At 72.8% G+C, this 26,386-nt stretch carries 21 protein-coding genes; 15 read left to right on the forward strand and 6 right to left on the reverse strand.

Annotation, left to right across the window (positions count from 1 at the left end):
- Nucleotides 1-27 precede the first annotated feature (27 nt).
- The gene (locus ACIPSE_RS38660; protein ID WP_401672570.1) at nucleotides 28-1,395 is read left to right on the forward strand and encodes a peptidoglycan recognition protein; all 1,368 of its coding nucleotides are present in this window, start codon (nucleotides 28-30) and stop codon (nucleotides 1,393-1,395) included.
- 135 nt (nucleotides 1,396-1,530) lie between these two features.
- On the forward strand, nucleotides 1,531-2,613 hold the full coding sequence (locus tag ACIPSE_RS38665; RefSeq protein WP_401672490.1) for a sugar phosphate nucleotidyltransferase: 1,083 nt from the start codon (nucleotides 1,531-1,533) through the stop codon (nucleotides 2,611-2,613).
- A gap of 259 nt (nucleotides 2,614-2,872) precedes the next feature.
- Here the strand turns inward: ACIPSE_RS38665 and ACIPSE_RS38670 are convergent, their stop codons facing one another.
- From ACIPSE_RS38670 to ACIPSE_RS38685, 4 genes are all read right to left on the reverse strand, one after another.
- Nucleotides 2,873-3,877 (reverse strand): DNA-3-methyladenine glycosylase family protein, encoded by a 1,005-nt coding sequence (locus ACIPSE_RS38670; RefSeq protein ID WP_401672493.1) that lies wholly within the window; start codon nucleotides 3,875-3,877, stop codon nucleotides 2,873-2,875.
- Nucleotides 3,878-3,977: 100 nt separating this feature from the next.
- The gene (locus ACIPSE_RS38675) at nucleotides 3,978-5,279 is read right to left on the reverse strand and encodes a coenzyme F420-0:L-glutamate ligase (protein ID WP_401672495.1); all 1,302 of its coding nucleotides are present in this window, start codon (nucleotides 5,277-5,279) and stop codon (nucleotides 3,978-3,980) included.
- Entirely contained in the window at nucleotides 5,276-6,235 is a 960-nt protein-coding gene (gene cofD / locus ACIPSE_RS38680) for a 2-phospho-L-lactate transferase (protein ID WP_401672497.1), read from the reverse strand. The genes ACIPSE_RS38675 and cofD overlap by 4 nt, the downstream gene beginning before the upstream one ends.
- A 34-nt stretch (nucleotides 6,236-6,269) precedes the next feature.
- The gene (locus tag ACIPSE_RS38685; protein ID WP_401672500.1) at nucleotides 6,270-6,764 is read right to left on the reverse strand and encodes a cysteine dioxygenase; all 495 of its coding nucleotides are present in this window, start codon (nucleotides 6,762-6,764) and stop codon (nucleotides 6,270-6,272) included.
- 614 nt (nucleotides 6,765-7,378) lie between these two features.
- Between ACIPSE_RS38685 and ACIPSE_RS38690 the strand changes: the two genes are divergently transcribed.
- The 3 genes from ACIPSE_RS38690 to ACIPSE_RS38700 all read left to right on the forward strand — a co-directional run bounded on the left by ACIPSE_RS38690 (nucleotide 7,379) and on the right by ACIPSE_RS38700 (nucleotide 12,992).
- Nucleotides 7,379-7,642, forward strand: a complete 264-nt coding sequence (locus ACIPSE_RS38690; protein ID WP_003975777.1) for a WhiB family transcriptional regulator — start codon at nucleotides 7,379-7,381, stop codon at nucleotides 7,640-7,642.
- Between the two features lie 182 nt (nucleotides 7,643-7,824).
- Complete coding sequence (locus tag ACIPSE_RS38695) at nucleotides 7,825-11,478, forward strand: glycosyltransferase (RefSeq protein ID WP_401672503.1); 3,654 nt, start codon at nucleotides 7,825-7,827, stop codon at nucleotides 11,476-11,478.
- Nucleotides 11,475-12,992, forward strand: coding sequence for a DUF5719 family protein (locus ACIPSE_RS38700; protein WP_401672506.1), 1,518 nt, complete (start codon nucleotides 11,475-11,477; stop codon nucleotides 12,990-12,992). Before ACIPSE_RS38695 ends, ACIPSE_RS38700 begins: the two co-directional genes overlap by 4 nt.
- A 25-nt stretch (nucleotides 12,993-13,017) precedes the next feature.
- On the opposite strand, the gene ACIPSE_RS38705 is transcribed toward ACIPSE_RS38700, so the two are convergent.
- On the reverse strand, nucleotides 13,018-13,467 hold the full coding sequence (locus tag ACIPSE_RS38705) for a metallopeptidase family protein (RefSeq protein ID WP_401672573.1): 450 nt from the start codon (nucleotides 13,465-13,467) through the stop codon (nucleotides 13,018-13,020).
- Between the two features lie 290 nt (nucleotides 13,468-13,757).
- On the opposite strand from ACIPSE_RS38705, the gene ACIPSE_RS38710 reads away from it, so the two are divergent.
- The 9 genes from ACIPSE_RS38710 to ACIPSE_RS38750 all read left to right on the forward strand — a co-directional run bounded on the left by ACIPSE_RS38710 (nucleotide 13,758) and on the right by ACIPSE_RS38750 (nucleotide 23,923).
- The gene (locus ACIPSE_RS38710) at nucleotides 13,758-14,129 is read left to right on the forward strand and encodes a DUF3499 domain-containing protein (protein ID WP_401672508.1); all 372 of its coding nucleotides are present in this window, start codon (nucleotides 13,758-13,760) and stop codon (nucleotides 14,127-14,129) included.
- Nucleotides 14,130-14,303: 174 nt separating this feature from the next.
- Nucleotides 14,304-15,920, forward strand: a complete 1,617-nt coding sequence (locus ACIPSE_RS38715; RefSeq protein ID WP_401672511.1) for an L-lactate permease — start codon at nucleotides 14,304-14,306, stop codon at nucleotides 15,918-15,920.
- An 81-nt stretch (nucleotides 15,921-16,001) separates the two neighbouring features.
- Complete coding sequence (locus tag ACIPSE_RS38720) at nucleotides 16,002-17,366, forward strand: phosphomannomutase/phosphoglucomutase (protein WP_401672514.1); 1,365 nt, start codon at nucleotides 16,002-16,004, stop codon at nucleotides 17,364-17,366.
- A gap of 238 nt (nucleotides 17,367-17,604) precedes the next feature.
- Complete coding sequence (locus ACIPSE_RS38725) at nucleotides 17,605-17,775, forward strand: Trm112 family protein (RefSeq protein WP_078936097.1); 171 nt, start codon at nucleotides 17,605-17,607, stop codon at nucleotides 17,773-17,775.
- 42 nt (nucleotides 17,776-17,817) lie between these two features.
- Nucleotides 17,818-18,948, forward strand: a complete 1,131-nt coding sequence (locus tag ACIPSE_RS38730) for an SIS domain-containing protein (RefSeq protein WP_401672518.1) — start codon at nucleotides 17,818-17,820, stop codon at nucleotides 18,946-18,948.
- Nucleotides 18,949-19,011: 63 nt separating this feature from the next.
- Nucleotides 19,012-20,163 (forward strand): mannose-6-phosphate isomerase, class I, encoded by a 1,152-nt coding sequence (manA, locus tag ACIPSE_RS38735; protein WP_401672521.1) that lies wholly within the window; start codon nucleotides 19,012-19,014, stop codon nucleotides 20,161-20,163.
- A gap of 125 nt (nucleotides 20,164-20,288) precedes the next feature.
- Nucleotides 20,289-21,272, forward strand: coding sequence for a cation diffusion facilitator family transporter (locus ACIPSE_RS38740; protein WP_401672523.1), 984 nt, complete (start codon nucleotides 20,289-20,291; stop codon nucleotides 21,270-21,272).
- Between the two features lie 377 nt (nucleotides 21,273-21,649).
- Nucleotides 21,650-23,107: an adenosylhomocysteinase gene (ahcY, locus tag ACIPSE_RS38745; protein ID WP_401672525.1), complete on the forward strand. Its 1,458-nt coding sequence runs from the start codon at nucleotides 21,650-21,652 to the stop codon at nucleotides 23,105-23,107.
- 201 nt (nucleotides 23,108-23,308) lie between these two features.
- Complete coding sequence (locus ACIPSE_RS38750; protein WP_401672527.1) at nucleotides 23,309-23,923, forward strand: hypothetical protein; 615 nt, start codon at nucleotides 23,309-23,311, stop codon at nucleotides 23,921-23,923.
- 10 nt (nucleotides 23,924-23,933) lie between these two features.
- Here the strand turns inward: ACIPSE_RS38750 and ACIPSE_RS38755 are convergent, their stop codons facing one another.
- Nucleotides 23,934-24,911 (reverse strand): RDD family protein, encoded by a 978-nt coding sequence (locus ACIPSE_RS38755; protein ID WP_401672530.1) that lies wholly within the window; start codon nucleotides 24,909-24,911, stop codon nucleotides 23,934-23,936.
- Between the two features lie 142 nt (nucleotides 24,912-25,053).
- Between ACIPSE_RS38755 and ACIPSE_RS38760 the strand changes: the two genes are divergently transcribed.
- Nucleotides 25,054-26,061 (forward strand): stage II sporulation protein M, encoded by a 1,008-nt coding sequence (locus ACIPSE_RS38760; RefSeq protein ID WP_401672532.1) that lies wholly within the window; start codon nucleotides 25,054-25,056, stop codon nucleotides 26,059-26,061.
- Nucleotides 26,062-26,386 lie beyond the last annotated feature (325 nt).

The raw sequence follows: 26,386 nt of genomic DNA on the forward strand, positions 1-26,386 counted from the left end.
ATCCCGGATGGACATGAATGTATGAATATGTTCAAGATCGGTGACATGCGTGGATTTATTGCTTCCTCGATCGGTGTCACGTGCGCGGCCGCACTCGCCCTTCCACTGACCCCGCCCGCCGCCGCGACCGTCGCGCGCCCGAGCGCGGAAGTGCTCGTCCCCGGCAGTACGCAGTCCCTGCCCCTCGCGCCCCTGAACCGCGCCGTCGGCGGTTCGGCCGAGCAGGGACTGTCCCGGGGCGACGTGCACCGCTTCTCGATGCTGGGCGTCGTCTGGGACGACCCGGACACCCACCTCGACGGCCGCGTCGAGGTCCGCGTCCGGGCCGCCGCCTCCGGGACCTGGTCCGGCTGGCAGGACGTCGAGACGCACTACGGCGACGACGGCGCAGACCCGGACGCCGCCGAACGCGCCGCCGGCCGGGTGCGCGGCGCGACGGCACCCCTGTGGGTGGGGGAGTCGGACGGCGTACAGGTCCGGGTCCGGTCCGAGCGCACCCGCGCCGCCGCCCCGGGCGCCGCAGCCGCCCTCCCCTCCGGGCTGCGCCTCGAACTCGTCGACCCCGGCGCGGCCGGCACCGCCACGGCCGGCGCCACCGCGGCCGGGAACGGTCCGCGGGCCGCCCGGTTCGGCGCCGAGACCCCCGAGGCCGTCGCCTCCGCCGCCGCCAACGCCGACCTCGCCCCGCTCGGCGCCCTGGAGATCCCCGAACTGGACCGGGCGCGCACCGAGCAGGAGCTGTACGCGCTGCGCGGCGCCGAACCGGCCGGACGGCAGAGCGGGAAGCCGCGGATCGGCCCGCGCCCGCGGATCGTCACCCGCCGGGGCTGGGGCGCCGACGAGAAGCTGCGCGAGAAGAAGTTCGTCTACACCCGCAAGGTCAAGGCGGCCTTCGTGCACCACACCGCCACCGGCAACGGCTACCGCTGCTCCCAGGCGCCCTCCGTCATCCGCGGTATCTACCGCTACCACGTCAAGAGCATGGGCTGGCGGGACATCGGCTACAACTTCCTCGTCGACAAGTGCGGCCGGATCTACGAAGGCCGCGCCGGGGGAGTGGCCAAGGCGGTCCTCGGCGCCCACACGCTCGGCTTCAACACCGACAGCATGGGCGTCGCCGTCATCGGCACCTTCGGCTCCAGCCGCCCGCCCACGGCCTCCGTGACCGCCGTCGCCCGGCTCACCGCCTGGAAGCTCGGCATCTACGGCGCCAACCCGCGCGGCAAGACATACCTGAAGTCCGGGGGTGGAAATCTCTACCGAAAAGGTAAGAACGTACGACTGAACGTCATCTCCGGTCACCGGGACGGCTTCTCCACCGCCTGCCCCGGCTGGCAGCTCTACCGCAAACTCGGCACCGCCCGCTCGAACGCGGCGCGCTACCAGGGACGTTGACCCACCGCCGACGGGGGCGAGGCACGAGGACGCACGGACCACCCCACCGCTGTCGAAGGCACCGCGCCACGGTCTGCATACACTGACCGGTCGAAGAACAGTTCGGCCGGTTCCGGCAGGAAGCAGAGACGACAGGTGACAGAAGCGATCCTCCTCGTCGGCGGCAAGGGCACGAGGCTGCGCCCGCTCACGGTGAACACGCCCAAGCCCATGGTCCGCGCGGCCGGGGTGCCCTTCCTCACGCACCAGCTGGCGCGGGCGAGAGCGGCGGGCGTCGACCACATAGTTCTGGCGACCAGCTACCTCGCCGAGGTCTTCGAACCGCACTTCGGCGACGGCTCGGCCCTCGGCCTGCACATCGAGTACGTCACGGAGGAGGAGCCGCTCGGCACCGGCGGAGCCATCCGCAACGTCGCCTCCCGGCTCCGCTCCGGCCCCGACGACCCGGTCCTGATCTTCAACGGCGACATCCTGACCGGCCTGGACATCAGAGCCCTGGTCGCCACCCACGAGCGCACGAACGCGGACGTCTCCCTGCACCTGACCAAGGTCACGGACCCCCGCGCCTACGGCCTGGTCCCCACGGACGACACGGGCCGGGTGCTGGCCTTCCTGGAGAAGCCCCAGAGCCCCGAGGAGATCGTCACCGACCAGATCAACGCGGGCGCGTACGTCTTCCGCCGCTCGCTGATCGACACCATCCCGGCGGGCAGACCCGTGTCCGTGGAACGCGAGACGTTCCCCGGCCTCCTGGCGGCCGGAGCCCACCTCCAGGGCATGGTCGACTCGACCTACTGGCTCGACCTCGGCACCCCCGCCGCCTTCGTCCGCGGCTCGGCCGACCTGGTCCTGGGCCGCGCCCCGTCCCCCGCGGTGCCCGGCCGCTGCGGGGACCGTCTCATCCTCCCCACGGCCAGGGTCGCCCCCGACGCCAAGCTCACCGGCGGCACGGTGGTCGGCGAGGGCGCGCGTATCTCCGAGGGCGCCCGTATCTCCGGCAGCACGATCCTCCCGGGCGCCGTCATCGAGCCCGGCGCGGTCATCACCGACTCCCTCATCGGCACCCGCGCCCGCATCGGCGAACGCTCCGTCCTCACCGGCACGGTCATCGGTGACGGCGCCTTCGTCGGCGCCCGCAACGAACTCCTCCAGGGCGCGAGAGTCTGGTGCGACGCCCGGATCCCGGCAGGAGCGGTCCGCTTCTCCTCGGACGAGTAGCCGCCGGGGGCGGCCGGCACGCGGCCCGGCCGTCTTTCAGCGGGCCCCGTTGCCCGGCCGCTTTCAGTCGGTCCGGCGCCCGAGGCCGGCCCTGCGCCGTCCCGAACCCCCACCCACCCGTTGGGGCGTGCGCAGCCCCTGGGCGTTTTCCAGCCCGTCCGGCGTGTGAGGACGAGGCCCGAGGGGCCGACGGCGGGGGTCCGGGGGCGCGGCCCCCCGGGACGGGAACGGGAAGGGGCGGCGGGGGCGGGGAAAACCCTCAGAGCCGCCCGATGTCCCCCCGGGGCATCCGCGGCGCCCGCCGGGCCGGCGTCCGCCCGCTCAGCAGGATCAACCGGGCCGCCCGATGCCGCTGCCCGGCATAGGGCTCCAGCAACGACAGCATCACCGCGTCGTCCGCGTCCCGGTCCCCGGCCAGCGCCCACCCCACGATCCCCGGCAGATGCAGATCCCCCACGGTCACCGCGTCCGCCGCCCCATGACTGCGCTGCACGGTCTCCGCCGACGTCCACGGCCCGATCCCCGGCACGGCCTCCAGCCGCGCCCGAGCCTCCCCGGCGGACATCCCCACCGCCTCCTCCATCCGCGAGGCGACCCGCACCGCACGCAGGATCGTCGACGCCCGCTTGTCGTCGACCCCGGCCCGATGCCACTCCCACGACGGGATCAGCGCCCAGGCCCGGGGCGCGGGCATCACCCACAACCGCCCGCCCGCCGCGGGCCCCGGCGCCGGCTCACCGAACTTCCGCACGAGCGACCGCCAGGCGCGGTAGGCCTCGTCCGTCGTCACCTTCTGTTCGAGGACCGAGGGGATCAAGGACTCCAGCACCAGCCCGGTCCGCGTCAGCCGCAGCCCCGGACGCCGATGCCGGGTCACCGCCAGCAGCCGGTGCCGCGGTGCGAACGCCGACGGATCGTCCGCCGCGCCGAGCAGGCCGGGCATCGCGTCGAGCAGCCACTCGGCCCCCGGCCCCCACGCCTCCCCGTGCACCTCCCCGCCGCGCACGGCGACCCGCAGTGTCCCGGGCCCCGCCGGCGTCAGACTGGCCCGCCACACCGACCCGTCGGGCATCGCCCGGAACGTCGGATCACCGGGCCCGCGCCGCAGCGGCCCGAGCACCAGCCCCAGATCCAGCTCCCCGTCCGGCACGTACGTCCGCACCCGCCCCGGCGCCGCCGCGGGCCCCGGCACGCCCCCGGGCACGGCGACCTGCCCGCCGCGCACGGTCGTACGCGTGGGCCGCGGAGAGAAGCGTCCTGACACGAGGGAGGTCCCGGGAGAGATGAGGCGGAGGCGGAAGGCCCCTCACGAGGGTGAAGGACCCTTACGAGGGTAGGGCCACGATCGCGTCGGCCCCGCCCCGTCAGCGCACCTCGATGAACATCCCCGGATCCCGTCCGCCCCGGGGCGAAGGCTCCTCCGCCGGATGCCCGACGGCCACCGCCCCCATCGGATCCCAGTCCCCGGGCAGCCCGAGCACCTCGCGCACGACGTCCCGGCAGAACATCGTCGAGGACACCCACGCCGACCCCAGCCGTTCCCCGGCGAGCGCCACGAGGAAGTTCTGCACGCCGGCACCGGTGGCGACGACGAACATCTCCCGCTCCGCCCCGTCGCGGCGCGGATCGCCGTAGTCGTGCGACCCGTCCATGACGAGACAGGGCACCACCAGGTAGGGGGCGCGGCGCAGGACGTCGCCCCGGCGCACCCGCTTGGCGATGGACTCCTCGCTCTTGCCGTCCCGCCGCAGATCCGCGATCCAGGCGTCCCGCATCGCGTCGAGCAGCTCGGTCCGTGCCCCGGGCGACTCCAGGAGCACGAACCGCCAGGGGGTCGTGTGGTGCGGCGCCGGGGCGGTCACCGCCGCGGCCACCGCCCGCCGGACGGCCCCGCCGTCGACGGGCTCGTCCGTGAACGCCCGCACCGTACGCCGCTGGGTCACCGCGAGCCGTACCGCCTCGGAGGTGCCGAGCCGGAACATGTCGTCGCGCGCGCCCCGCACCATCGCGCCCGCCCCCTGCCCGTGCTCCTCGGACACGATGTGCGCGAGCCCTCGTACGACGGCGACGGGCAGCCCGGCGGCCTTGCCCTTGACCAGGTCGCCGGCGGCGGCCAGTTCGTCCGCCGTGGCCACGACGGTCGCGCTGAGCGGGTTGCCGTGGGCGTCCGTGCCGCCGCGCAGGTCGTCGAGCACCTGCACGCCGGCCGCGCCGATGGCGACGTCGGTGAGCCCCGCGCGCCAGGGCCGCCCGAAGGTGTCGGTGACGATCACGCCGACGTCGACCCCGAGGGCGTCGCGCAGGCCCTCGCGGATCGCGCGGGCGGAGGCGTCCGGGTCCTGAGGCAGCAGCAGGACGGTCCCGGCGGGGGTGTTGGAGGCGTCCACCCCGGCGGCGGCCATGATCAGACCCTGCCGGTTCTCGACGATCCTGAGGGCGCCGCGCCGGGCGACCACCCGGACCGTCTCGGCGTCGATGGCCGTCTCCCGGTCGGCGGCCTCGACGATCCGGCCCTCCGCCTTGGAGACGATCTTCGATGTGACGAGGAGGACGTCCCCGTCGGCGAGCGCGGGTTCGGCGGCGGCGATCAGCTTGGCGAGGTCGTCGCCGGGCGCGACCTCGGGCAGGCCGGGCACGGCCCAGGCGCGGTAGCCGTCCGGGGTCACGACGCTCTCGTCTCCTCGGCCAGGGCGAGCGCCTCGCGGGCCATCCGCGCGGTCGCCTCCAGGTCCGTCATCATCAGCGGGACCGCCTTGCAGCGGATGCCGGCCGACTCGATCCGCTCCACCGACGCCGCGTCCACGGTGTCGACGAGCCAGCCGTCCAGCAGCCCCGAGCCGTAGTGCTCGGCGACCGCCGCGGCCGTCGACTCCACGCCCACGGCCGCCAGCACCTTGTCGGCCATCCCGCGCACGGGCGCGTCCCCGACGATGGGGGACAGGCCCACGACCGGCACCCCGGCCCCGGCGATCGCCTCGCGGATGCCGGGCACCGCGAGGATGGTGCCGACGGAGACGACGGGGTTGGACGGCGGGAAGAGGATCACGTCGGCCGCGGCGATCGCCTCCAGCACACCGGGCGCGGGCTTGGCCTGCTCGGCGCCGACCGGCACGATCGCCTCGGCGGGGACGGAGGCCCGCAGCCGTACCCAGTACTCCTGGAAGTGGATCGCCCGGCGCTCGCCGTCCAGGTCGACGGCGACATGGGTCTCGACCCGGTCGTCGGACATCGGGATCAGCCTCACACCCGGCTGCCAGCGGTCGCACAGCGCCTCGGTGACCGCGCTGAGCGGGAAGCCCGCGCCGAGCATCTGCGTGCGCACGATGTGGGTGGCGAAGTCACGGTCGCCGAGGCCGAACCACTCGGGGCCCACGCCGTAGGCGGCCAGCTCCTCCTTGAGGTGGAAGGTCTCCTCGGCGCGGCCCCAGCCCTGTTCCTCGTTGATGCCGCCGCCGAGCGTGTACATCACCGTGTCGAGGTCCGGGCAGACCTTCAGCCCGAAGAGGTGGATGTCGTCCCCGGTGTTGCCGATGACCGTGATGTCCGCGTCCGGCACGGCCCGCTTCAGACCGCGCAGGAAACGGGCACCGCCGATGCCGCCTGCCAGAACCACGATTCGCATGGACCCAAGTCTCGCAGGCGGGTACGACAACGCGTCAGGCGGTCACCGGCCGGGCCGCGCAGGTCTGGGCCGTGTGCATCGGCATCTCGGTCAGACCCGGGTAGTAGACGTGGAGGCTGACCGCCGGCTCCAGGGCGTCGTTGACGACCTCGTGGACGTACCCGGGGGCGAACACCCGCTGGGCCCCGGCCCGCAACGCGCGTGTGCCGCGTTCGGTGCGTTCCGTCAACTCGCCCTCCAGGACGGTCAGCACACCGGAGGAACGGCCGTGGTCGTGCGTCCCGCTGCCCTGCCCCGGCACCCACGACAGCAGCCACACCTCGTAGCCGGGCCCGGTGCGCAGCCGGTGGTACCAGCGCGACGCGGCGTCGTACTCGACCAGGTGCGCCCACTGGGAGCGGTCGGCGGCGACGGCGCGCGCGAGGCCGACGAACTCCGCGACCGTCGCGGGGTGTTCGCGCGGGGCCTGGAGCAGGTGCGGGACTTCGAGGATGTCGCCGGCGATCTGGAGGTCGCTGTCGCTGTTCATCGAGTGGGTGGTTCCTCAGTGAAAGAAGGTCAGTCAGACAGAGGGAACGGCAAAGGCCGAGTCCCGGAGGATTCGGCCTTCAGCTGGAGCGGCGGAGGTGGATCGCCGGGCTCAACAGCTGTGACAGCAACAGCTACAGCGAGCGCGGGCAGCACCGTGGGACCCGGCGGTGCGGGTCGTGGTGAGTGCCAAGTTCGCGAGCATGCCCACAAGGACACCGGTTCACACCAGAGCTGTCAACTCGACACCCGGTATGTGGGACGCGTTTCACCTCATCCGGTTCATCTCGGAGGGGAAAGGTTTGTTCAGGTGCTGATCGGGACACATGGCGCACAACCGGGCGCGCGAGGAACGGTGGCGGACTCCTGGGCGTCCTTCTTCGTACAGGTCCTGCTCGGGTCGGAAGAGCCCGCGGACCTTATCTGCTTGTCAAGGTTTATGGCGATTTGAACACTTTCCGCTAGGCCTTGGTTCCGCAGAGTGAATAAGGGGCCCAATAGCAGATCTCGGCTTGACTCGCCCGGAGCAGCACACTTGTAATTTCACTCGTGTCGTTCAGCCGGAATCGGTAACGGCTAGATCACGGGGACGCGAAAGACAGACGAGGGGCGCACATGACCGAGCTGGTGCAGCAACTGCTGGTCGACGACGCGGACGAGGAACTCGGCTGGCAGGAGCGCGCGCTGTGCGCCCAGACCGACCCCGAGTCCTTCTTCCCCGAGAAGGGCGGTTCCACCCGGGAGGCCAAGAAGGTCTGCCTGGCGTGCGAGGTCCGCTCCGAGTGCCTCGAATACGCCCTCGCCAACGACGAGCGCTTCGGCATCTGGGGCGGACTGTCCGAGCGGGAACGGCGCCGCCTGAAGAAGGCCGCGGTCTGACACCTCGGAGCCGGCGGGCACACGCGCATACGGGACGAACGGCCCGTCGCAGGTGGGTTGTCCACAGGCGGCGGGCCGTCCCGTTGCCCAGCCGATAGTGTGGGCGCTCGTCCGAGACGCCCCGTCGGCCCCAGCGGTCGCGGGCGTCCACCGCAGTCCACCGAACCGGGGCCCGTACCTCGATGTCCGTGCACAGCCACACGGCAGCCCGACAAGACCCGGCTGCCACACCAGAGTTCCCGCGCCATGTGGTGACCGCGGTCCTCGTCTCCCATGACGGAGCCCGCTGGCTGCCCGACGCGCTCGCCGGGCTGCTCGGCCAGGAGCGCCCCGTCCAGTTCGCCCTGGCCGCCGACACCGGCAGCGCGGACGCCTCCGCGCAGCTGGTCACCGACGCCCTCGGCGCCGACCAGGTGCTGCACCTCGCGCGCCGCACCGGCTTCGGCCAGGCCGTCGAGGAGGCGAACCGCAGCGCGCCGCTCCTCACCCCCGAGGAGCTGCCGTACCTGAAGCGGCCCAGCGGCTGGGACCCCGTCACCCGCACCTGGCGCGACGACGCCTACGACCTGCCGGAGCTTCCGCACGGCGAGCCGGTCCAGTGGCTGTGGCTGCTGCACGACGACTGCGCGCCCGAACCCGACGCGCTCGCCGAGCTGCTGCGGGTCGTGGAGAACGAGCTGGAACTCGGCCGCGACGACGTCGCCGTCGTCGGTCCCAAGCTCCGCGGCTGGTACGACAAGCGGCAGCTCCTGGAGGTCGGCGTCACCATCGCCCACTCCGGCCGCCGCTGGACGGGCCTGGACCGCCGCGAGCAGGACCAGGGCCAGCACGACCACGTCCGGTCCGTGCTGTCCGTGTCCACCGCCGGCATGCTGATCCGCCGCGACGTCTTCGAGGAGCTCGGCGGCTTCGACCGCCGCCTGCCCCTGATGCGCGACGACGTCGACCTGTGCTGGCGCGCCACGGCCGCCGGCCACCGCGTCCTCATCGCCCCCGAGGCGGTCGTGCGGCACGCGGAGGCGGCCTCCCGCGAGCGCCGCGCCGTCGACTGCGTGGGCCGCACCGCGGCCTCCCCGCACAAGGTCGACAAGGCCGGCGCCGTCTACACGCTGCTCACCAACAGCCGCACGGCCGTGCTGCCCTGGGTCCTGGTGCGGATCGTGCTCGGCACCCTGCTCCGCACGGTCGCCTATCTCGTCGGCAAGGCGCCGGGACAGGCCCTCGACGAGATCCGCGGTCTGCTCGGCACCCTGCTGCGGCCCGAGCGGATCATCGCCGGACGCGGCAGGCGCGGCAAGCCGGCGGTCGACAAGGAGGAGATGCGTCCGCTGTTCCCGCCTCCGGGCGCGACCGTGCGGGCCACCCTCGAACAGGCCGCGGGCAGCCTCGTGGGCCGCTCCGACCCGGAGACCGCCGCGGGCGCCGGACGGCACGGCGGCGCCGTCGAGTCCGGGCCCGGCGGTGACGACGCCGACTTCCTGGAGGTCGAGCAGTTCGCCCGCCTCAAGCGCGTCGCCCGCAAGCCGGGCCCGATGCTCTTCGTGGTGCTGCTGCTCGTCTCACTGGCCGCCTGCCGCCAGCTCCTGGGCTCCGGCGCGCTCGCGGGCGGCGCCCTGCTGCCCGCCCCGGCGGACGCGAGCGAGCTGTGGTCGCGCTACCTCGACTCCTGGCACGCGGTCGGCGCCGGCGGCACCCCGTCCGCGCCGCCGTACCTCGCGATCGTCGCGATGCTGGCCTCCGTGCTGTTCGGGTCGACCGGGCTCGCCGTCACCGTGCTGCTCGTCTGCTCGGTGCCGCTGGCCGGGTGCACCGCCTACTTCGCCTCCCGCCCGCTGGTCGAGTCGCGGCTGCTGCGCGCGTGGGGGGCCGTCGTCTACGCCTTCCTGCCCGCCGCCACCGGCGCCCTCGCCGGCGGCCGTCTGGGCACCGCCGTCCTCGCCGTCCTGCTGCCGCTGATCGCCCGCGCGGGCGTCGCGGCCGGCGGGCTGGCGCACACCTCGGACGCGCGCGGCAGCTGGCGCGCCACCTGGGCGTACGCCCTGCTGCTGACGGTGACCACCGCGTTCACGCCGATCGTGTGGCCGATCGCGCTGCTGCTCGGCCTCGCCGTGCTCGCCGTGCGCCGCTCCGACCTCGTCGGCTACGCCCCGCGCTTCGTGGCCCAGCTCGGCACGCCCCTGCTGATCCTCGCGCCCTGGTCGCTGACGCTCCTGCCGTTCGGCTTCTTCGACGAGGCCGGGCTGGAGTACGGGTCCTCGGCGGCCTCCGCGCTCGACCTGCTCGGCGCGAACCCGGGCGGCCCCGGTACGGCCGAGGGGCTGATGCTCATCGGCGTCGTCCTGGCCGCGCTGGCCGCGCTGCTGCGCTCCGAGCGGCAGTTCGCCATCCTCACCGCCTGGGTCGCCGCCCTGGTGGGCCTCGTCTTCGCGGTCCTGTCCAACGGCTCCACCTGGGCCGGCCCCGCCACCCTCGTCTACGGCATCGCGCTCCTGGTGGCCGCGCTGCTGGGCGCCGACGGGGCCCGTTCGCGGGTGGCCGAGCAGAGCTTCGGCTGGCGCCAGCCGGTGGCCGCGCTGATCGCCTTCGCCGCCGCCGCGGGCCCGCTGCTGCTGGCCGCGGGCTGGATGATCCGCGGCGCCGACGGACCCGTCGAGCGGCGCGACCCGGTGCAGGTGCCCGCGTTCGTCGCCGAGGAGAGCGGCACCCGCGACCAGGCCCGCACCCTCGTCCTGGACAGCGACTCCGCCGCCCACGTCGCCTACATGCTCGTCCGCGGCTCCGGCGCCCGCCTCGGCGACGGCGAACTGGCCGCCGCCGACAGCGGCAACAGCGCGCTGGACAAGGTCGTCGCCAACCTCGTCGCCGGTTCCGGCGCCGACCAGGCCGACCAGCTCGGCGGCTTCGCGGTGCGGTACGTCCTGGTCCACAAGGGCGCCCCGCGCGAGGTCACCCGCGTGCTGGACGCCACCCCGGGCCTGTCCCGGCTGAGCCAGCAGGACGGCAGCGCCCTGTGGCGGGTCGACCAGGAGGTCGCGCGCGCCACGATCGTCACCGGCTCCGCCACCCCGGTGCCCGTCGCCGCGGGCCCCGTCGAGATCCACACGACGGTCGGGTCCGGCGCCGAGGGCCGCGTCCTGCGTCTCGCGGACACCGCCGCCGAGGGCTGGACGGCCACCCTGGACGGCAAGCCGCTCACCGCCAAGACGGTCGACGGCTGGGCCCAGGGCTTCGAACTCCCGGCTTCCGGCGGCGAGCTGGACGTCGTCTTCGACGCCCCGGTCACCCACACCGCCTGGCTGTGGGCGCAGGGCTTCCTCGCCCTCGTCCTCGTCGTCCTGGCCCTGCCCGGCAGGCGCCGCGACATCGACGACGACCTGCCCGAGGAGGAGCGCGAGATCCCCGCCCAGGCGATGGAGGGCGAGGGCCGCCGCGCCCGCCGTCTGCGCGCCCAGGCCGAGGCCGAGGAGGCCGCGCAGGAAGGCGACCCGGAGTCCCCTTCGGAGGAGGAGACGTCCGCGCCGGTGCCGCAGCAGCAGTCCTACGGCGAGTGGGACCAGGCGAGTTACGCGGGCGCCGGCTACGACGCCTACGGCGCCGACCAGTACCAGTCCGCGCAGCAGTACCCGGCGGGCGCCGGCTACGGCCAGCAGCAGTACGCGGACCCCTACCAGGGCGGCCAGTACGACCCGTACGCGTACGGCGGGCAGCAGCAGGCCCCCGGGGACGAGCGGTACGACCAGTACGGCCGGCCCTACGACCAGGGGTACGACGCGACGTACGACCCGGCGCAGCCGCACCAGCACGGCGACGAGCGTCCTGACGGGAGCCAGCAGTGAACCGCACCACCGTGTCCCTGATCGCCTGCACGACCGCTCTCGCCGCCGTCACCGGGTTCGCCGTGCTCAACGAGCCGGCCGCCGGGTCCACCGGGGGCGGCGCCTCCACGGCGGCCGTGCTGCCCGTGGAGCGCACGAGCCTGCTCTGCCCGAGCCCGAGCACCTCCGACCTCGCCGAGACGTCGTACTCGTCCTTCACGCCGGTCACCGAGGGCACCGGCGGCGAGGGCAAGGCCGAACTCCTCGCGGCGACCCAGGAGTCCGCGGACGGCGAGAAGGCGAAGGACGACGAGGGCGACAAGGGCGACAAGAAGAAGACCGCCAAGCCGGTGCTGACCCCCGAGGAGCCCGGTACACCCGCCACCGGCGACACCTCGGGCGGCGAGTCGCCCGCGCTCGTCGGCACCGCCGAGGGCAAGTTCGCGCCCGGCTGGACCGTGCAGGAGACCACGGAGGTCGCCGCGGGCACCGGACGCGGCCTCCAGGGTGTCACCTGCACCTCCGCCGACACCGAGTTCTGGTTCCCCGGAGCGAGCACGGCGGCCGACCGCACCGACTACGTCCACCTGACGAACCCGGACGACTCGGCGGCCGTCGTCGACATCGAGCTGTACGGCAAGGACGGCGCCGTGGAGTCCACGGTCGGCGAGGGCATCACCGTCCCGCCGAACTCCAGCGAGCCGATCCTGCTGTCCACGCTCAGCAGCGACCAGCAGACCAACCTGACCGTGCACGTCAGTGTCCGCAGCGGGCGCGTCGGCGCCGCCGTGCAGGCCCTCGACGACAAGATCGGCGGCGACTGGCTGGAGGCGTCCGCGGACCCCTCGGGCAGCCTCGTCCTGCCGGGCATCCCCAAGGACGCCAAGAGCGTGCGCCTGGTCGCCTTCGCGCCCGGTGACGCGGACGCGGACCTGAAGGTGCGGCTCGCCTCGCCGTCCGGGTCCATCACCCCGGCGGGCAACGAGACGCTGCACGTCAAGGGCGGGATGACCACCGCGGTCGACCTCGGTGAGGTCACGCGCGGGGAGGCCGGTTCGCTGGTGCTGACGCCGACCGGCTCGTCCGTGCCGGTCGTCGCGGCGCTGCGGATCACCCGCGGCACCGGCGACCAGCAGGAGACCGCGTTCATCCCCGCCACCCGGGAGGTCGGCACGCGCGCGTCGGTCGTCGGCAACACCGCCAAGGGCACCACTTTGTCCCTGGTCGCGCCCGAGGGCACCGCCCAGGTCAAGGTGACCGCGTCGGCGGGCACCGGCGGCGGCAAGCCGGCCTCGAAGACGTACACGGTCAAGGCCGGCACCACGCAGAACGTCGAACTGCCCGTCCCCAGCGGCCTGAAGGGCACCTACGCGCTGACGGTCGAGCCGGTGTCCGGCGGTCCCGTCTACGCGTCCCGCACCCTCGCGGCCACGCAGGACGGCGTCCCCGGGTTCACGGTGCAGACCCTGCCCGACGACCGGGGCACGGTGTCGGTGCCCGAGGCGGACCAGGACCTGTCGGTGCTCCAGAAGTGAAGCGGGGCCGGGTCCCCGGAGGGGGTCAGTCCTCGCCGTAGCGAGGGTCGACCGTCTCCGGGGTGAGCCCCAGCAGCTCGGCGACCTGCTCGACGACCACCTCGTGCACCAGCGCGGCCCGCTCGTCGCGGCCCTTGGTGCGGATCTCCACGGGACGGCGGTAGACCACCACGCGCGCGGGCCGTCCCTCGCGCGCGGGGATCGTGCCGCCCAGAGGGACCGCCTCGTCGTTCCAGGAGGGGCCGTCCAGCCGGGGTACCTCGAGGACGAGGAAATCGATGTCGGTCAGCTGCGGCCAGCGCCGCTCCAGCCGCTCCACGGAGTCCTGCACCAGGTCCGCGAACGCCTCGGCCCGGCTGGCCGCGAGCGGCACCTGGGGCGGCGCGATCGGGCCGCGCATGCCCCGTCCGTGTCGATCACGGCGGCGGGGCCCGGGGGCTTCGGCGCGGGCGGGCGGCGGTACGGGACTTTCCATCACCGCTGAAGCGTAGTCCTCCGGCACGCGATGTCGCCGGATGACCATTCCGGCCAAGGTTGGGCTCGATTCCGTATCTCTCCAGGACCGTCGATCTCCAGGCTATTGACCTTGTTTGTACGGGATCATGACCGTACGCAAGATCGTCCGCGATCCGGGAAAGCGGTGTCCTCGCAGGTCAGAGAGGTGGGTCAGAAGGGGCGTGTGGGACGTTTCACACCACGACACGGTGGGGTGACCTGGAGAGGAGTCGTCGCGGCCCGCTCAAGAGTGCGGTACCGTCCAACGTCGTGAGCCCTGTACGTCGCTGTTCGCGAACCGCCTGCGGCCGACCCGCCGTGGCGACGCTGACGTACGTCTACGCCGACTCGACCGCGGTCCTCGGCCCGCTCGCCACCTACGCCGAACCCCACTGCTACGACCTGTGCGCCGAGCACTCCGAGCGCCTCACCGCCCCGCGCGGCTGGGAGGTCGTCCGGCTCATCGACGGTTCGGCCCCCGCGCGCCCGAGCGGCGACGACCTGGAGGCGCTGGCGAACGCGGTCCGTGAGGCGGCCCGCCCGCAGGAGCGTGCCGCCCAGGCCGGCGGCGGACGCGCCGCGGACCCGATGGAGGTCGCGCGCCGCGGCCATCTGCGGGTGCTGCGCTCGCCGGACAACTGACACCGGCTCCCGACGTCCCTCGCCCCGTGCGCATTCGGTGCACGGTTCCGTTCAGTGGCGCACACCCATTGACGGCTGCTTGTCGCGGACACGACCATTCCGGAAGCCGAAACGAGAAATCCCTTTCCGCATGACGGAAACGGAGCTCGACGGAACCGGACCGGGGAGGCGCCCGTGTACGTCCAGCAACTGGAACCCGTCGCCGACTCACTGGGCCTGTCCGCCCTCGTCGCCGCGCTGCCCCTGGTGATCGTCCTCGTCCTGCTCGGCGGTGTCCGCCTCAAAGCCCATCTCGCGGGCCTGACAGGGCTCGTGGCGGCCGTTCTGGTCGCCTGGCTCGCCTACGGCATGCCCCTGGGCCAGACGCTCTCCAGCGGCGCACAGGGAGCCGTCTTCGGGCTCTTCCCCATCCTGTGGATCGTCGTCAACGCCCTGTGGGTGTACCGGATGACCGTCCGCACCCGCCACTTCGACATCCTGCGCCGCTCCTTCGGACGGCTCTCCGACGACCCGCGCATCCAGGCCCTCGTCGTCGCCTTCTGCTTCGGCGCCCTGCTGGAGGCCCTGGCCGGCTTCGGGGCGCCCGTCGCGATCTGCTCGGTGATGCTCGTCGCGCTCGGCTTCGACCCGGTGCGCGCCGCGGTCGTCGCCCTCGTCGCCAACACCGCGCCCGTCGCCTTCGGCGCGATGGGCACCCCGGTGGTCACCCTGGCCCAGGTCACCGATCTGCCCCTGGACACCGTCGCGTCGGTGGTGGGCCGTCAGACGCCGCTGCTGGCCCTGGTGGTGCCGCTCGTCCTGGTCTTCCTCGTGGACGGGCGCCGCGGACTGCGCGAGACCTGGGTGCCCGCCCTGGTGTGCGGAATCGGCTTCGCCGTCGCCCAGTTCGTCGCCTCCAACTACGTCTCCGCCCAACTCGCGGACATCGGAGCCGCCTTGGTGGGCGCCGCCGCGCTCGTCGCCGTCCCCCGCGCGCGGGTGCCCGCCGAGGAGTCCGTGCGCGCGTCCGTGCTCACCGGCACCCGCAGCGAGGAACTCGACGAACCCGACCCGCGCGGCGAGGTCGTCCGCGCCTACGCCCCCTACGCGCTCATCGTCGTGATCTTCTCCGTCGCCCAGATCCCCGCCGTCAAGGACTGGCTGGCCCACGCCACCCAGACCTACGACTGGCCCTTCCTGAACGTCGTCAACGCCGACGGCGACCCGGTCGGCGCCAACGTGTTCACCTGGCCGATCGTCGCCACCGGCGGCACGCTCGTCCTCCTCGCGGGCATCTGCACGGCGGTCGTGCTCGGCGTGCCCGCGCGCGTGGCCGTGAAGGAATGGGCGGCCACCGTCCACGAGTTGAGGTTCGCGATCCTCACCGTGACATCCGTCCTCGCCCTCGCCTACGTCATGAACCTCTCCGGACAGGCCGCCACCATCGGCCACTTCGTCGCCGCCGCGGGCGCCGGGCTCGCCTTCCTGTCCCCGGTGCTCGGCTGGTTCGGCGTGGCCGTCTCCGGCTCGGACACCTCCGCCAACGCCCTCTTCGGCGCGCTCCAGGTGACCGCCGCGCGCGAGTCGGGGCTCTCCCCGGAGCTGCTCGCCGCCGCGAACAGCTCGGGCGGCGTCCTCGGCAAGATGATCTCCCCGCAGAACCTCACCATCGCCTGCGCCGCCGTCGGCCTCGCCGGCCGCGAGGGCGACATCCTGCGCAAGGTGCTGCCCTGGAGCCTCGGCCTGCTCCTGGTCATGTGCCTCATCGTGGTCGGCCAGAGCACACCGGTCCTGGAGTGGATGCTGCCCTGACCTGAGAGGACGGGCGCACGACCCGCTGTCGGAGGCGACGGGTACTTTGTGGTGACCGACAGGATTTCTGGGAGGGTGGCCGTGACCGCTGATCTGTCACAACTGGTGAAGGCGTACGACGTGCGCGGCGTCGTTCCGGACCAGTGGGACGAGTCGCTGGCCGAGCTGTTCGGGGCCGCCTTCGTACAGGTGACCGACGCGACCTCGATCGTCGTCGGCCACGACATGCGGCCCTCGTCCCCCGGCCTGACCCGCGCCTTCGCGCGCGGGGCCGCCGCCCAGGGCGCCGACGTCACCGAGATCGGCCTGTGCTCCACGGACCAGCTCTACTACGCCTCCGGCGCCCTGGACCTGCCCGGCGCGATGTTCACGGCCTCCCACAACCCGGCGCGCTACAACGGCATCAAGCTGTGCCGCGCGGGCGCCGCCCCCGTGGGCCAGGACACCGGTCTGACCCGCGTCCGCGAGCTCGTCGAGGGCTGGCTCGACACCGCCCCGCCCGCCCCGGCCGCCACGACCGGGACCATCACCGCGCGGGACACGCTCCAGGACTACGCGGCGCACCTGCGCTCCCTCGTCGACCTGACCGCCCTCCGCCCCCTGAAGGTCGTCGTCGACGCGGGCAACGGCATGGGCGGCCACACCGTCCCCACGGTCCTCGCGGGCCTCCCGCTGGACGTCGTCCCGATGTACTTCGAGCTCGACGGCACGTTCCCGAACCACGAGGCCAACCCCCTGGACCCGGCCAACCTCGTCGACCTCCAGGAGCGCGTCCGCGCCGAGTCCGCCGACCTCGGCATCGCCTTCGACGGCGACGCCGACCGCTGCTTCGTCGTCGACGAGAACGGCGACCCCGTCTCCCCGTCGGCCGTCACCGCGCTCGTCGCCGCCCGCGAACTGGCCAGGCACGGCGGCAAGGGCGTCGTCATCCACAACCTGATCACCTCCTGGTCCGTCCCCGAGGTCGTCAGGGAGCACGGCGGCACCCCGGTCCGCACCCGCGTCGGCCACTCCTTCATCAAGGCCGAGATGGCCGCCTCCGGCGCGATCTTCGGCGGCGAGCACTCCGCCCACTACTACTTCAAGGACTTCTGGAACGCCGACACGGGCATGCTCGCCGCTCTCCACGTCCTCGCCGCCCTCGGCGGCCAGGAGGGCCCCCTGTCCGCCCTCGTGGCCGCCTACGACCGCTACGCCGGCTCCGGCGAGATCAACTCCACCGTCGCCGACCAGGCCGGCCGGATCGCCGCGATCCGCTCCGCCTACGAGGGCCGCGACGGCATCACCCTGGACGAACTCGACGGCCTCACCGTCACCGCCGCCGACTGGTGGTTCAACGTCCGCCCCTCCAACACCGAACCCCTCCTCCGCCTGAACGCGGAGGCCCGCGACGAGCCGACGATGGAGAAGATCCGCGACGAGGCACTGGCGATCATCAGAGGCTGAGGGGCATGCGTTCCCCCAGCCCGTCGCGTCCCCGGTCCTCCGCCCTGCTTCTTTCCTCCCTCTTCCAGCCCGGCCGGCGTCCGAGGACGAGGCCCGTCCAGGGCCGATGGGGGGCCAGCGGGCGGAGCCACCCGGTCCCGCCCGACCCCGGCACCGCCCCCCTCCCGGCGGTACGCTGACCAGGCACATCCGCACCACCCCGCGCACCACCAGCCGCACCGCCCCGAAGGGAACCCCCATGCCGCTCGAAGCCGGCCTCCTGGAGATCCTCGCCTGCCCGGCCTGCCACGCGCCTCTGGAGGAGCAGGACACCGAGCTGATCTGCACAGGTCAGGACTGCGGCCTGGCCTACCCGGTCCGCGACGGCATCCCCGTCCTCCTCGTCGACGAGGCCCGCCGCCCCGCGTAACGGGGCCCTGACACCCCCGGCGTTCCGAGGAGGCTCCCGCACATGCTCGACGAGTCGCTGCTCGACACCCCCGAGGCCCTCTCGGAGGCCGACCGGCGCGGCCTGCTGCGCGGCGCCGCGGAGGCGGGCGCCCGCGTCCGCACCGCGGCCCGGCACGCCGCCGAGGCGGGGGTGAACGACCTCAAGCCCGACGGCCGCCCCCGCGCGGTCCTCATCGCGGGCCCCGGCGCCGCCGCGACCTGCGCCGCCGACCTCCTCGGCACGCTCGCCGGCGCGGGCAGCCCCGTGATCCGCCTCGCCCCCACCGGAGTCGCCCCCGCCGCGGGCGCCCTGCGCTGGGAACTCCCGGGCTGGGCCGGCTCCGTCGACCTGCTCCTGATCGCCACCCCGGACGGCACCGAACCGGGCCTCGCCCTCCTCGCCGACCAGGCCTACCGCCGCGGCTGCACGGTCGTCGCCGTGGCCCCCGCGGCCACCCCGCTCACCGACGCCGCCGGGGCCGCCCACGGCCTGTTCGTCCCGCTCGCGACCGCCTCGTACGACCAGGACGAACAGGAACTCACCGCGTCCGCGCCCGGCGTCCTGTGGGCGCTGCTCACCCCGCTCCTCGCGCTCCTGGACCGCGCCGGCCTGCTCACCGCCCCGCCGGACGCCCTGGAGAAGGTCGCCGACCGCCTCGACCACATCGCCGAACGCTGCGGTCCCGCCATCGCGACGTACAGCAACCCGGCCAAGACCCTCGCCGCCGAACTCGCCGACGCGCTCCCGGTGATCTGGACCGAGGGCACCTCCGCCGGTCCAGCGGGCCGCCGATTCGCCGCCGCGCTCGCCGAGTTGGCCGGGCGCCCCGCCCTCGTCGCCGAACTCCCCGAGGCGCTCACCGCCCACAACGCCCTGCTCGCCGGGCCGTTGGCCGCCAGCGCCGACCCCGACGACTTCTTCCGCGACCGCGTCGAGGAGGCTCCCGCACTCCACGCGCGCGTGGTGCTGCTGCGCGACCGCCCCCTCGGCGGCCTCACCGCCGCCCCCGCCGCCCGCGACCTGGCCCTCAGCCACGACACCCCGATCAGCGAACTGGAACCGGAGGCCGGCGGCGAACTGGAGACCCTCGCGGAACTGATCGCCATCACCGATTTCGCCGCCGTTTACCTGGCGCTCGCCTCGGGCGCCTGATCATGCCCGGACGCTCCGACTGTTCGCGCGGGGCACCCTGAACCGTCGTACGGAAAGAGCCCGATGGACCGCCTCGACAACACCGTCCGCCCCTACGCCTGGGGTTCCACCACCGCCATCCCGCACCTCCTGGGCGTCGAGCCGAGCGGTGAACCGCAGGCCGAGATGTGGATGGGCGCCCACCCGGGCGCGCCCTCGCGCACCGCGCGCGGGACGCTCGCCGACGTCATCGACGCCGACCCGGCCGGTGAACTGGGCGAGGCGGCCGTCGCGACGTTCGGCCCCCGCCTCCCGTTCCTCCTCAAGCTCCTCGCCGCCGGAGCCCCGCTCTCCCTCCAGGTCCACCCCGACCTCGCCCAGGCGAAGGAGGGCTACGAGGACGAGGAGCGCCGCGGGGTCCCCGTGGACGCCGGGCACCGCAACTACAAGGACGCCAACCACAAGCCCGAACTGATCTGCGCGCTCACCGAGTTCGACGGCCTGTGCGGCTTCCGGGACCCGCTCCGCACCGCCGACCTGCTGGCCGGCCTCGGCGTCGACTCCCTCAAGCCGTACGTCGATCTGCTGCACGCCCGGCCCGAGGAGGCGGCGCTGCGCGAGGTCCTGACGGCCGTACTGAGCGCGGACCGCGAGGAGATGGCCCGCACGGTCGCCGAGACGGCCGCCGCCTGCTCCCGCCTCGGCGGCGACTACGCGCCCTACGCGGACATCGCCCGCCACTACCCGGGCGACCCCGGCGTCATCGCCGCGATGCTGCTCAACCACGTCCGGCTCCAGCCCGGCGAGGCCCTGTTCCTCGGCGCGGGCATCCCGCACGCCTACCTCAGCGGCCTGGGCGTCGAGATCATGGCCAACTCCGACAACGTCCTGCGCTGCGGCCTGACCCCCAAGCACGTCGACGTCCCCGAACTCCTGCGCATCGTCCGCTTCGAGGCGGGCGACCCCGGCGTCCTGCGCCCGGAGGCCTCACCCGACGGCGAGGAGGTCTACGAGACGCCCATCGACGAGTTCCGGCTCTCCCGGTACGTCCTGCCCGAGGGCGGCGCCGCCCACGACCTCACCCGGCCCGCCCCGCAGATCCTGCTCTGCACCGCCGGTGTCGTTCGATCGGGTGAGACCGAACTGCGCCCCGGCCAGTCGGTGTTCGTCCCCGCAGGTGAGAAGGCCGAGGTGACGGGCACCGGCACGGTCTTCCGGGCGAGTGTGATCGTATGACCGCCGTTGTGGACGCCTGACGCACCGGACCTGGGCGAGGCTGCAACAATGACCCACCGGCAAAGGACGGGCAAAGCCACCAAGGGCCGTGCCCGGGGCGGCGTACGAAGGGACTTCGCGAACTCATGAGCGCGTCAGGCGGTACCAAGGCGATCGTGGCGGCACTCGCCGCCAACCTCGCGATCGCGGCAGCGAAGTTCGTCGCGTTCCTCTTCAGCGGCTCGTCGTCCATGCTCGCGGAGTCCGTCCACTCCGTCGCCGACTCCGGCAACCAGGGCCTGCTCCTCCTCGGCGGCAAGAAGGCCCAGCGCGACGCCACCCCGCAGCACCCCTTCGGGTACGGCCGCGAGCGGTACATCTACGCCTTCCTCGTCTCCATCGTCCTCTTCTCGGTCGGCGGCATGTTCGCGATCTACGAGGGCTACGAGAAGATCAAGCACCCGCACGACATCGAGCACTGGTACTGGCCGGTCGGCGTCCTCGTCTTCGCGATCATCGCCGAGGGCTTCTCCTTCCGCACGGCCATCAAGGAGTCCAACCCGCTGCGCGGCAACCTCTCCTGGAAGGAGTTCGTGCGCCGCGCCAAGGCGCCCGAACTGCCCGTAGTCCTCCTGGAGGACCTCGGCGCCCTCGTCGGCCTGGTCCTCGCCCTCGGCGGCGTCGGCCTGGCCCTGCTCACCGGCGACGGCGTCTGGGACGGCATCGGCACCCTCTGCATCGGCATCCTGCTCATCCTGATCGCGCTCGTCCTCGCCGCCGAGACCAAGTCGCTGCTCCTCGGCGAGGCCGCCGGGGTCGAAGAGGTCAAGAAGATCGAGGCCGCGCTCGTCGACGGCGACACCGTCACCCGCGTCATCCACATGCGCACGCTCCACCTCGGCCCCGAGGAACTCCTCGTCGCCGCCAAGATCGCCGTCCAGCACGACGACAGCGCCACCGAGGTCGCCGAGGCCATCAACGCCGCCGAGGCCCGTATCCGCGAGGCCGTACCGATCGCCCGCGTGATCTACATCGAGCCGGACATCTACAGCGAGACCGAGGCCGCCAAGGGCGCCGACCGGGACGCGACGCCCGGCGGACCGGCCCAGCAGCCCGAGGCCCGTCACTGACACCCCTCGCTCACACACCCGACCCGAAGGGGCCGGCCGGACTTCCCGGCCGGCCCCTTCGCCGCTGTCTGGAAACCGCCCCGCGGCCGTCCCGCACACCAGCCCCGCAGGACTCGAACCTCTCTCGAACCGTGCTGCCTCTTTCCGGGCGGACTGGGGTCGGCCGGGGGTACCGGTGTAGCTTGGGAGAGAGCCAGACGTCGCTGCTGATGGCGGTCGGGCGGTCCCACCGCGGACCGGCCGAGGGAGAGAGGGCCTCCGACGGACTGCGCTGCGCGCACGCGGGCATGCCTGTGTCCTCTGTCGGGACCCCAGTGTCCGCCGCCGCGCAGAACAGCCCTACCCACCCTCGCCCCAACCCCGAGGAGCAGCTCGCAATGACGACTGTCGACAGCCGACAGGACTTCAAGGTCGCCGACCTCTCCCTGGCCGAGTTCGGCCGCAAGGAGATCACCCTCGCCGAGCACGAGATGCCCGGCCTGATGGCGATCCGCAGGGAGTTCGCCGCCACCCAGCCGCTGGCCGGCGCCCGCATCATGGGCTCGCTGCACATGACCGTGCAGACCGCCGTCCTGATCGAGACCCTGGTCGCCCTGGGCGCCGAGGTCCGCTGGGTGTCCTGCAACATCTTCTCCACCCAGGACCACGCGGCCGCCGCCATCGCCGTCGGCCCGAACGGCACGCCCGACAACCCGCAGGGCGTCCCGGTCTTCGCCTGGAAGGGCGAGACCCTGGAGGAGTACTGGTGGTGCACGGAGCAGGCCCTGACCTGGCCGGGCAGCCCCACCGGCGGCCCGAACATGATCCTGGACGACGGCGGTGACGCCACCCTCCTCGTCCACAAGGGCGTCGAGTACGAGAAGGACGGCAAGGTCCCCTCGGTCGACACCGCCGAGAACGACGAGCACCGCGTCATCCTCGAACTCCTCCACCGCACCATCACCGACGGCTCCCAGAAGTGGACCCAGCTCGCCTCGGAGATCCGCGGCGTGACCGAGGAGACCACGACCGGCGTCCACCGTCTGTACGAGATGCAGCGTGACGGTCAGCTGCTCTTCCCGGCGATCAACGTGAACGACGCCGTGACGAAGTCGAAGTTCGACAACAAGTACGGCTGCCGCCACTCCCTCATCGACGGCATCAACCGCGCCACCGACGTCCTCATCGGCGGCAAGACCGCCGTCGTCTGCGGCTACGGCGACGTCGGCAAGGGCTGCGCGGAGTCCCTGCGCGGCCAGGGCGCCCGGGTCATCGTCACCGAGATCGACCCGATCTGCGCGCTCCAGGCGGCGATGGACGGCTACCAGGTCACCACGCTCGACGAGGTGATCGACAAGGCCGACATCTTCATCACCACGACCGGCAACAAGGACATCATCATGGCCGCCGACATGGCCAAGATGAAGCACCAGGCCATCGTCGGGAACATCGGCCACTTCGACAACGAGATCGACATGGCCGGCCTCGCGCAGATCCCCGGCATCGTCAAGGACGAGGTCAAGCCCCAGGTCCACACCTGGAAGTTCCCCGACGGCAAGGTCCTGATCGTGCTGTCCGAGGGCCGTCTGCTGAACCTCGGCAACGCCACCGGTCACCCCTCCTTCGTGATGTCCAACTCCTTCGCGGACCAGACCCTGGCCCAGATCGAGCTCTTCACCAAGCAGTCCGAGTACCCGATCGGCGTGTACACGCTGCCCAAGCACCTGGACGAGAAGGTCGCCCGCCTCCACCTGGACGCCCTGGGTGTGAAGCTGACGACGCTGCGCCCGGAGCAGGCCTCGTACATCGGCGTCGAGGTCGACGGCCCCTACAAGCCGGACCACTACCGCTACTGAGCGACGGCACGTCCACGGCACGGCCAGGCTCCCAGGACCTTCTGGCAGCCCGGCCGTCCGTCAGCCAGTCCTCGAAGGCAGGCCCCCGCACCCCCGTGCCGGGGGCCTGCCCCTTTGGCCCGACCGGCAGGATCAGCCGTCCGCCCGGCTCTCACCGCCACGCCCGTCCAGACCCAGGGCCCGTCAAGACTCAGGACCCCCATGCCCCGCGGCCGCTATTCGCTCCACGACCCGCACGACCACACCCCCCTCGCGCAAGAGCACTTCCACTGCGCCCCGGGCCCGTCCGGCTGGCGCTACGTCTCCCAGCGGACCACCCCCGAGGGCGATCACACCGGCTCGGTCGACCTCGCCCTCGATGCGCTGGGCCGCCCCATCCGCCTGGAACTCCACGCCGCCGGCTGGCAGGTGCGCGGCGCCGCCCTCGACGGAGTCACCTGGGTCCGCTCGGACCCCGCGGGCACCGAGGCCACCGAAGGCAACGTCCAGGCCCACGCCTTCACCGGCACATCCCCCGCGTTCCTCATCGCCACCGCCCGTCTCCTGCGCCTCACCCCCTCCTCCGCGGCCACCCGCGTACGACTCGTCGCCCTCACGGACCCGGTCCTCGCCCCCCGCACCCTGGACCAGTCCTGGACGTTGCTGAGAAGCGAATCACACGCCACTGACAACGGCCCCCTGACCGTGGACGAATACCAGGTCACAGCCCTGGACACGGGGGAGCGGCACACCGTGCACCTGGCCGGGGACGTGGTGCTCGCGGCGCCGGGCATCGAGCTGGAGGACCTGGAGTCGCCGCCGTCGGTGTTCGACTGAGCGAAGGACGTCAGGCCGGCGGCGCGAACCCCGTGCGGGGCTGCTCCACGGCCGGGGCCTGCGGCACCTGACCAGGTTCGGCTTCGACGGAGGCAGCGGCGTCCGAAGCCGCGGCGCCCGTGGCAGAGGGCGGGACGGGCTGCGCGGGCGCGGCCCACACGGCCGGCGCGGGCGCCGTGGGTGGTGCGGGAGAAGCGGCCACGGGAGCGGCGGCCGTGAAGGGTGCCCGGCCCGAGGACCCGTTCGCGAAGGCCCGCCGGGCCTCCCGGGCCTGCCGTTCCTGCACCACCGCCGCCAGATACGCGGCCGGAGGGACATCCGGCGGCGCAGGGGTCCCGGTCCGTGCCACCAGGTCGGCCGCGAGCCGCTCGGCCATGCCCCAGCCCACCTGGGGATCCAACTGCCCCATCCGGGCCAGGTACTGGCGCACGGCGAGCCACAACCCGTCCGGGACGGCCGACAGATCCAGCTCGGCGAAGCGACCGGCGAGCCACGGCGGAGGCGGCGGCAGATGAGCGGGATGGGAGACCGGAACCCGCTCACGCACGACCAGCGTCCCGGCGAACACGTCCCCGAGCCGCCGCCCGCGCGCGGACACGAGCGAGGCGATACAGGCGATCACCCCGAGCGTCAGCAGAATCTCGATCACCCCGATCAGCCCGCGCACCAGGGCATGCCGGAACCGGATCGGCCCGCCGTCGTCCCGCACCACCCGCAGCCCGCAGGCCAGCTTCCCGAGCGACCGTCCGTGGCTGAGCGTCTCGACCGCGATCGGCCCGCCCACCATCACCAGGACGAACGCCGCGAGCGACACCGCGAACTGCGCCGCCTCGTCCATCGAGGCCGTGGACGCCACCAGGGCGATGGTCACGAGCACGTAGGCGACCGTCGCCACCAGCAGATCCAGCAGCACGGCCAGCGCCCTGCTCGGCAGCCGCGCGGGACGCAGCTCCAGCGCCACCGCCTCGCCCGTCACCAGCTCACTCACACCCGTACTCCTTCCCCTGACCCACCCGCGGAACGGCCAGTCTGCCAAGCTGAGCACGCATCGCGCCCCAGTACGACAAGCTGACACTTACGACGAGCCCTCGAGCCGAGCGCCGACGAACAGCCGAGGAGCTGCCAGACCGATGGACCTCGACGTCTTCGTCTCCGCACACAGGGCCGAGTGGGACCGCCTCGACGCGCTGCTCCGACGCCAGCGCAAGCTCAGGGGCGCCGAGGTCGACGAACTCGTCTCGCTCTACCAGCGCACGGCCACGCACCTCTCGGTGATCCAGTCCAGCGCCCCCGACCCGCAACTGACGGGCCGGCTCAGCCAGCTCGTGGCACGCGCGCGCAGTGCGGTGACCGGCACGCGCCGAGCCTCATGGCGCGACGTGACCCGCTTCTTCACCCACGGCTTCCCGGCCGCCGTCTACCGGACGCGCCGCTGGTGGGGCCCCACCGCACTGATCTCCACGGCGGTGGCGATCGCCCTGGGCTGGTGGATCGGCACCCACCCTGACGTACAGGCCACGATCGCGGCCCCCGACGAGCTGCGTGAGCTGACCCGCCCCGGCGGCCAGTACGAGACGTACTACTCAAGCCATCCCGCGGCCTCCTTCGCCGCGCAGGTCTGGACGAACAATGCCTGGGCCGCCGCGCAGTGCCTGATCCTGGGCGTCTTCTTCGGACTCCCCGTCCTCTGGATCCTCTTCCAGAACATGCTCAACCTCGGCGTCGGCTTCGGCCTGATGTCCTCCGCGGGGCGCCTCGACACCTTCCTCGGCCTCGTCCTGCCCCACGGTCTGCTCGAACTGACGGCGGTCTTCGTCGCCGCCGGCATCGGTCTGAGACTCGGCTGGACCGTCATCGACCCCGGCCCGCGCACCCGGCGCATCGCCCTCGCCGAGGAGGGCCGTGCCGCCCTCGGTGTGGCCATCGGGCTGGCCCTGGTCCTGTTCATCTCCGGCGCCATCGAAGGCTTCGTCACCCCGTCCGGCCTGCCCACCTGGGCACGCATCACCATCGGGATCGCTGCCGAGCTGGCCTTCCTGACGTACGTCTACGTCGTGGGCGGACGTGCGGCACGCACCGGCGAGACGGGTGACCTGGAGGCGGCGGAACGCAGCGCCGCGGTACCCACCGCCGCCTGATGTGCGGAGCGCCCCGCTGAGCTGCTAGTCTCCTCTTCGCCCCAGGAAAGTCGTTGACACGGCTCGAGCGGGGAGGTAGATTCGAACAGTTGCCTAGAACTGGATCTCATCCGGTCGGCGACAGGTTAGTATCTGTCTGCTTCTCGAAACGAAAGCCTCACGGCAACGTTTCTCGGAGAAGCTCCCCGATGAAATCGGAAATAAGCAGCCGGTCAGACCGGCGCGAAACTTCTGATAAAGTCGGAACCGCCGGAAAGGGAAACGCGGAAGCGGAAACCTGGAAAGCACCGAGGAAATCGGATCGGGAAACGGTCTGATAGAGTCG

Origin of the sequence: Streptomyces sp. NPDC090106 (genome assembly GCF_044747265.1) — a bacterium.
Taxonomy (GTDB): Bacteria; Actinomycetota; Actinomycetes; order Streptomycetales; family Streptomycetaceae; genus Streptomyces.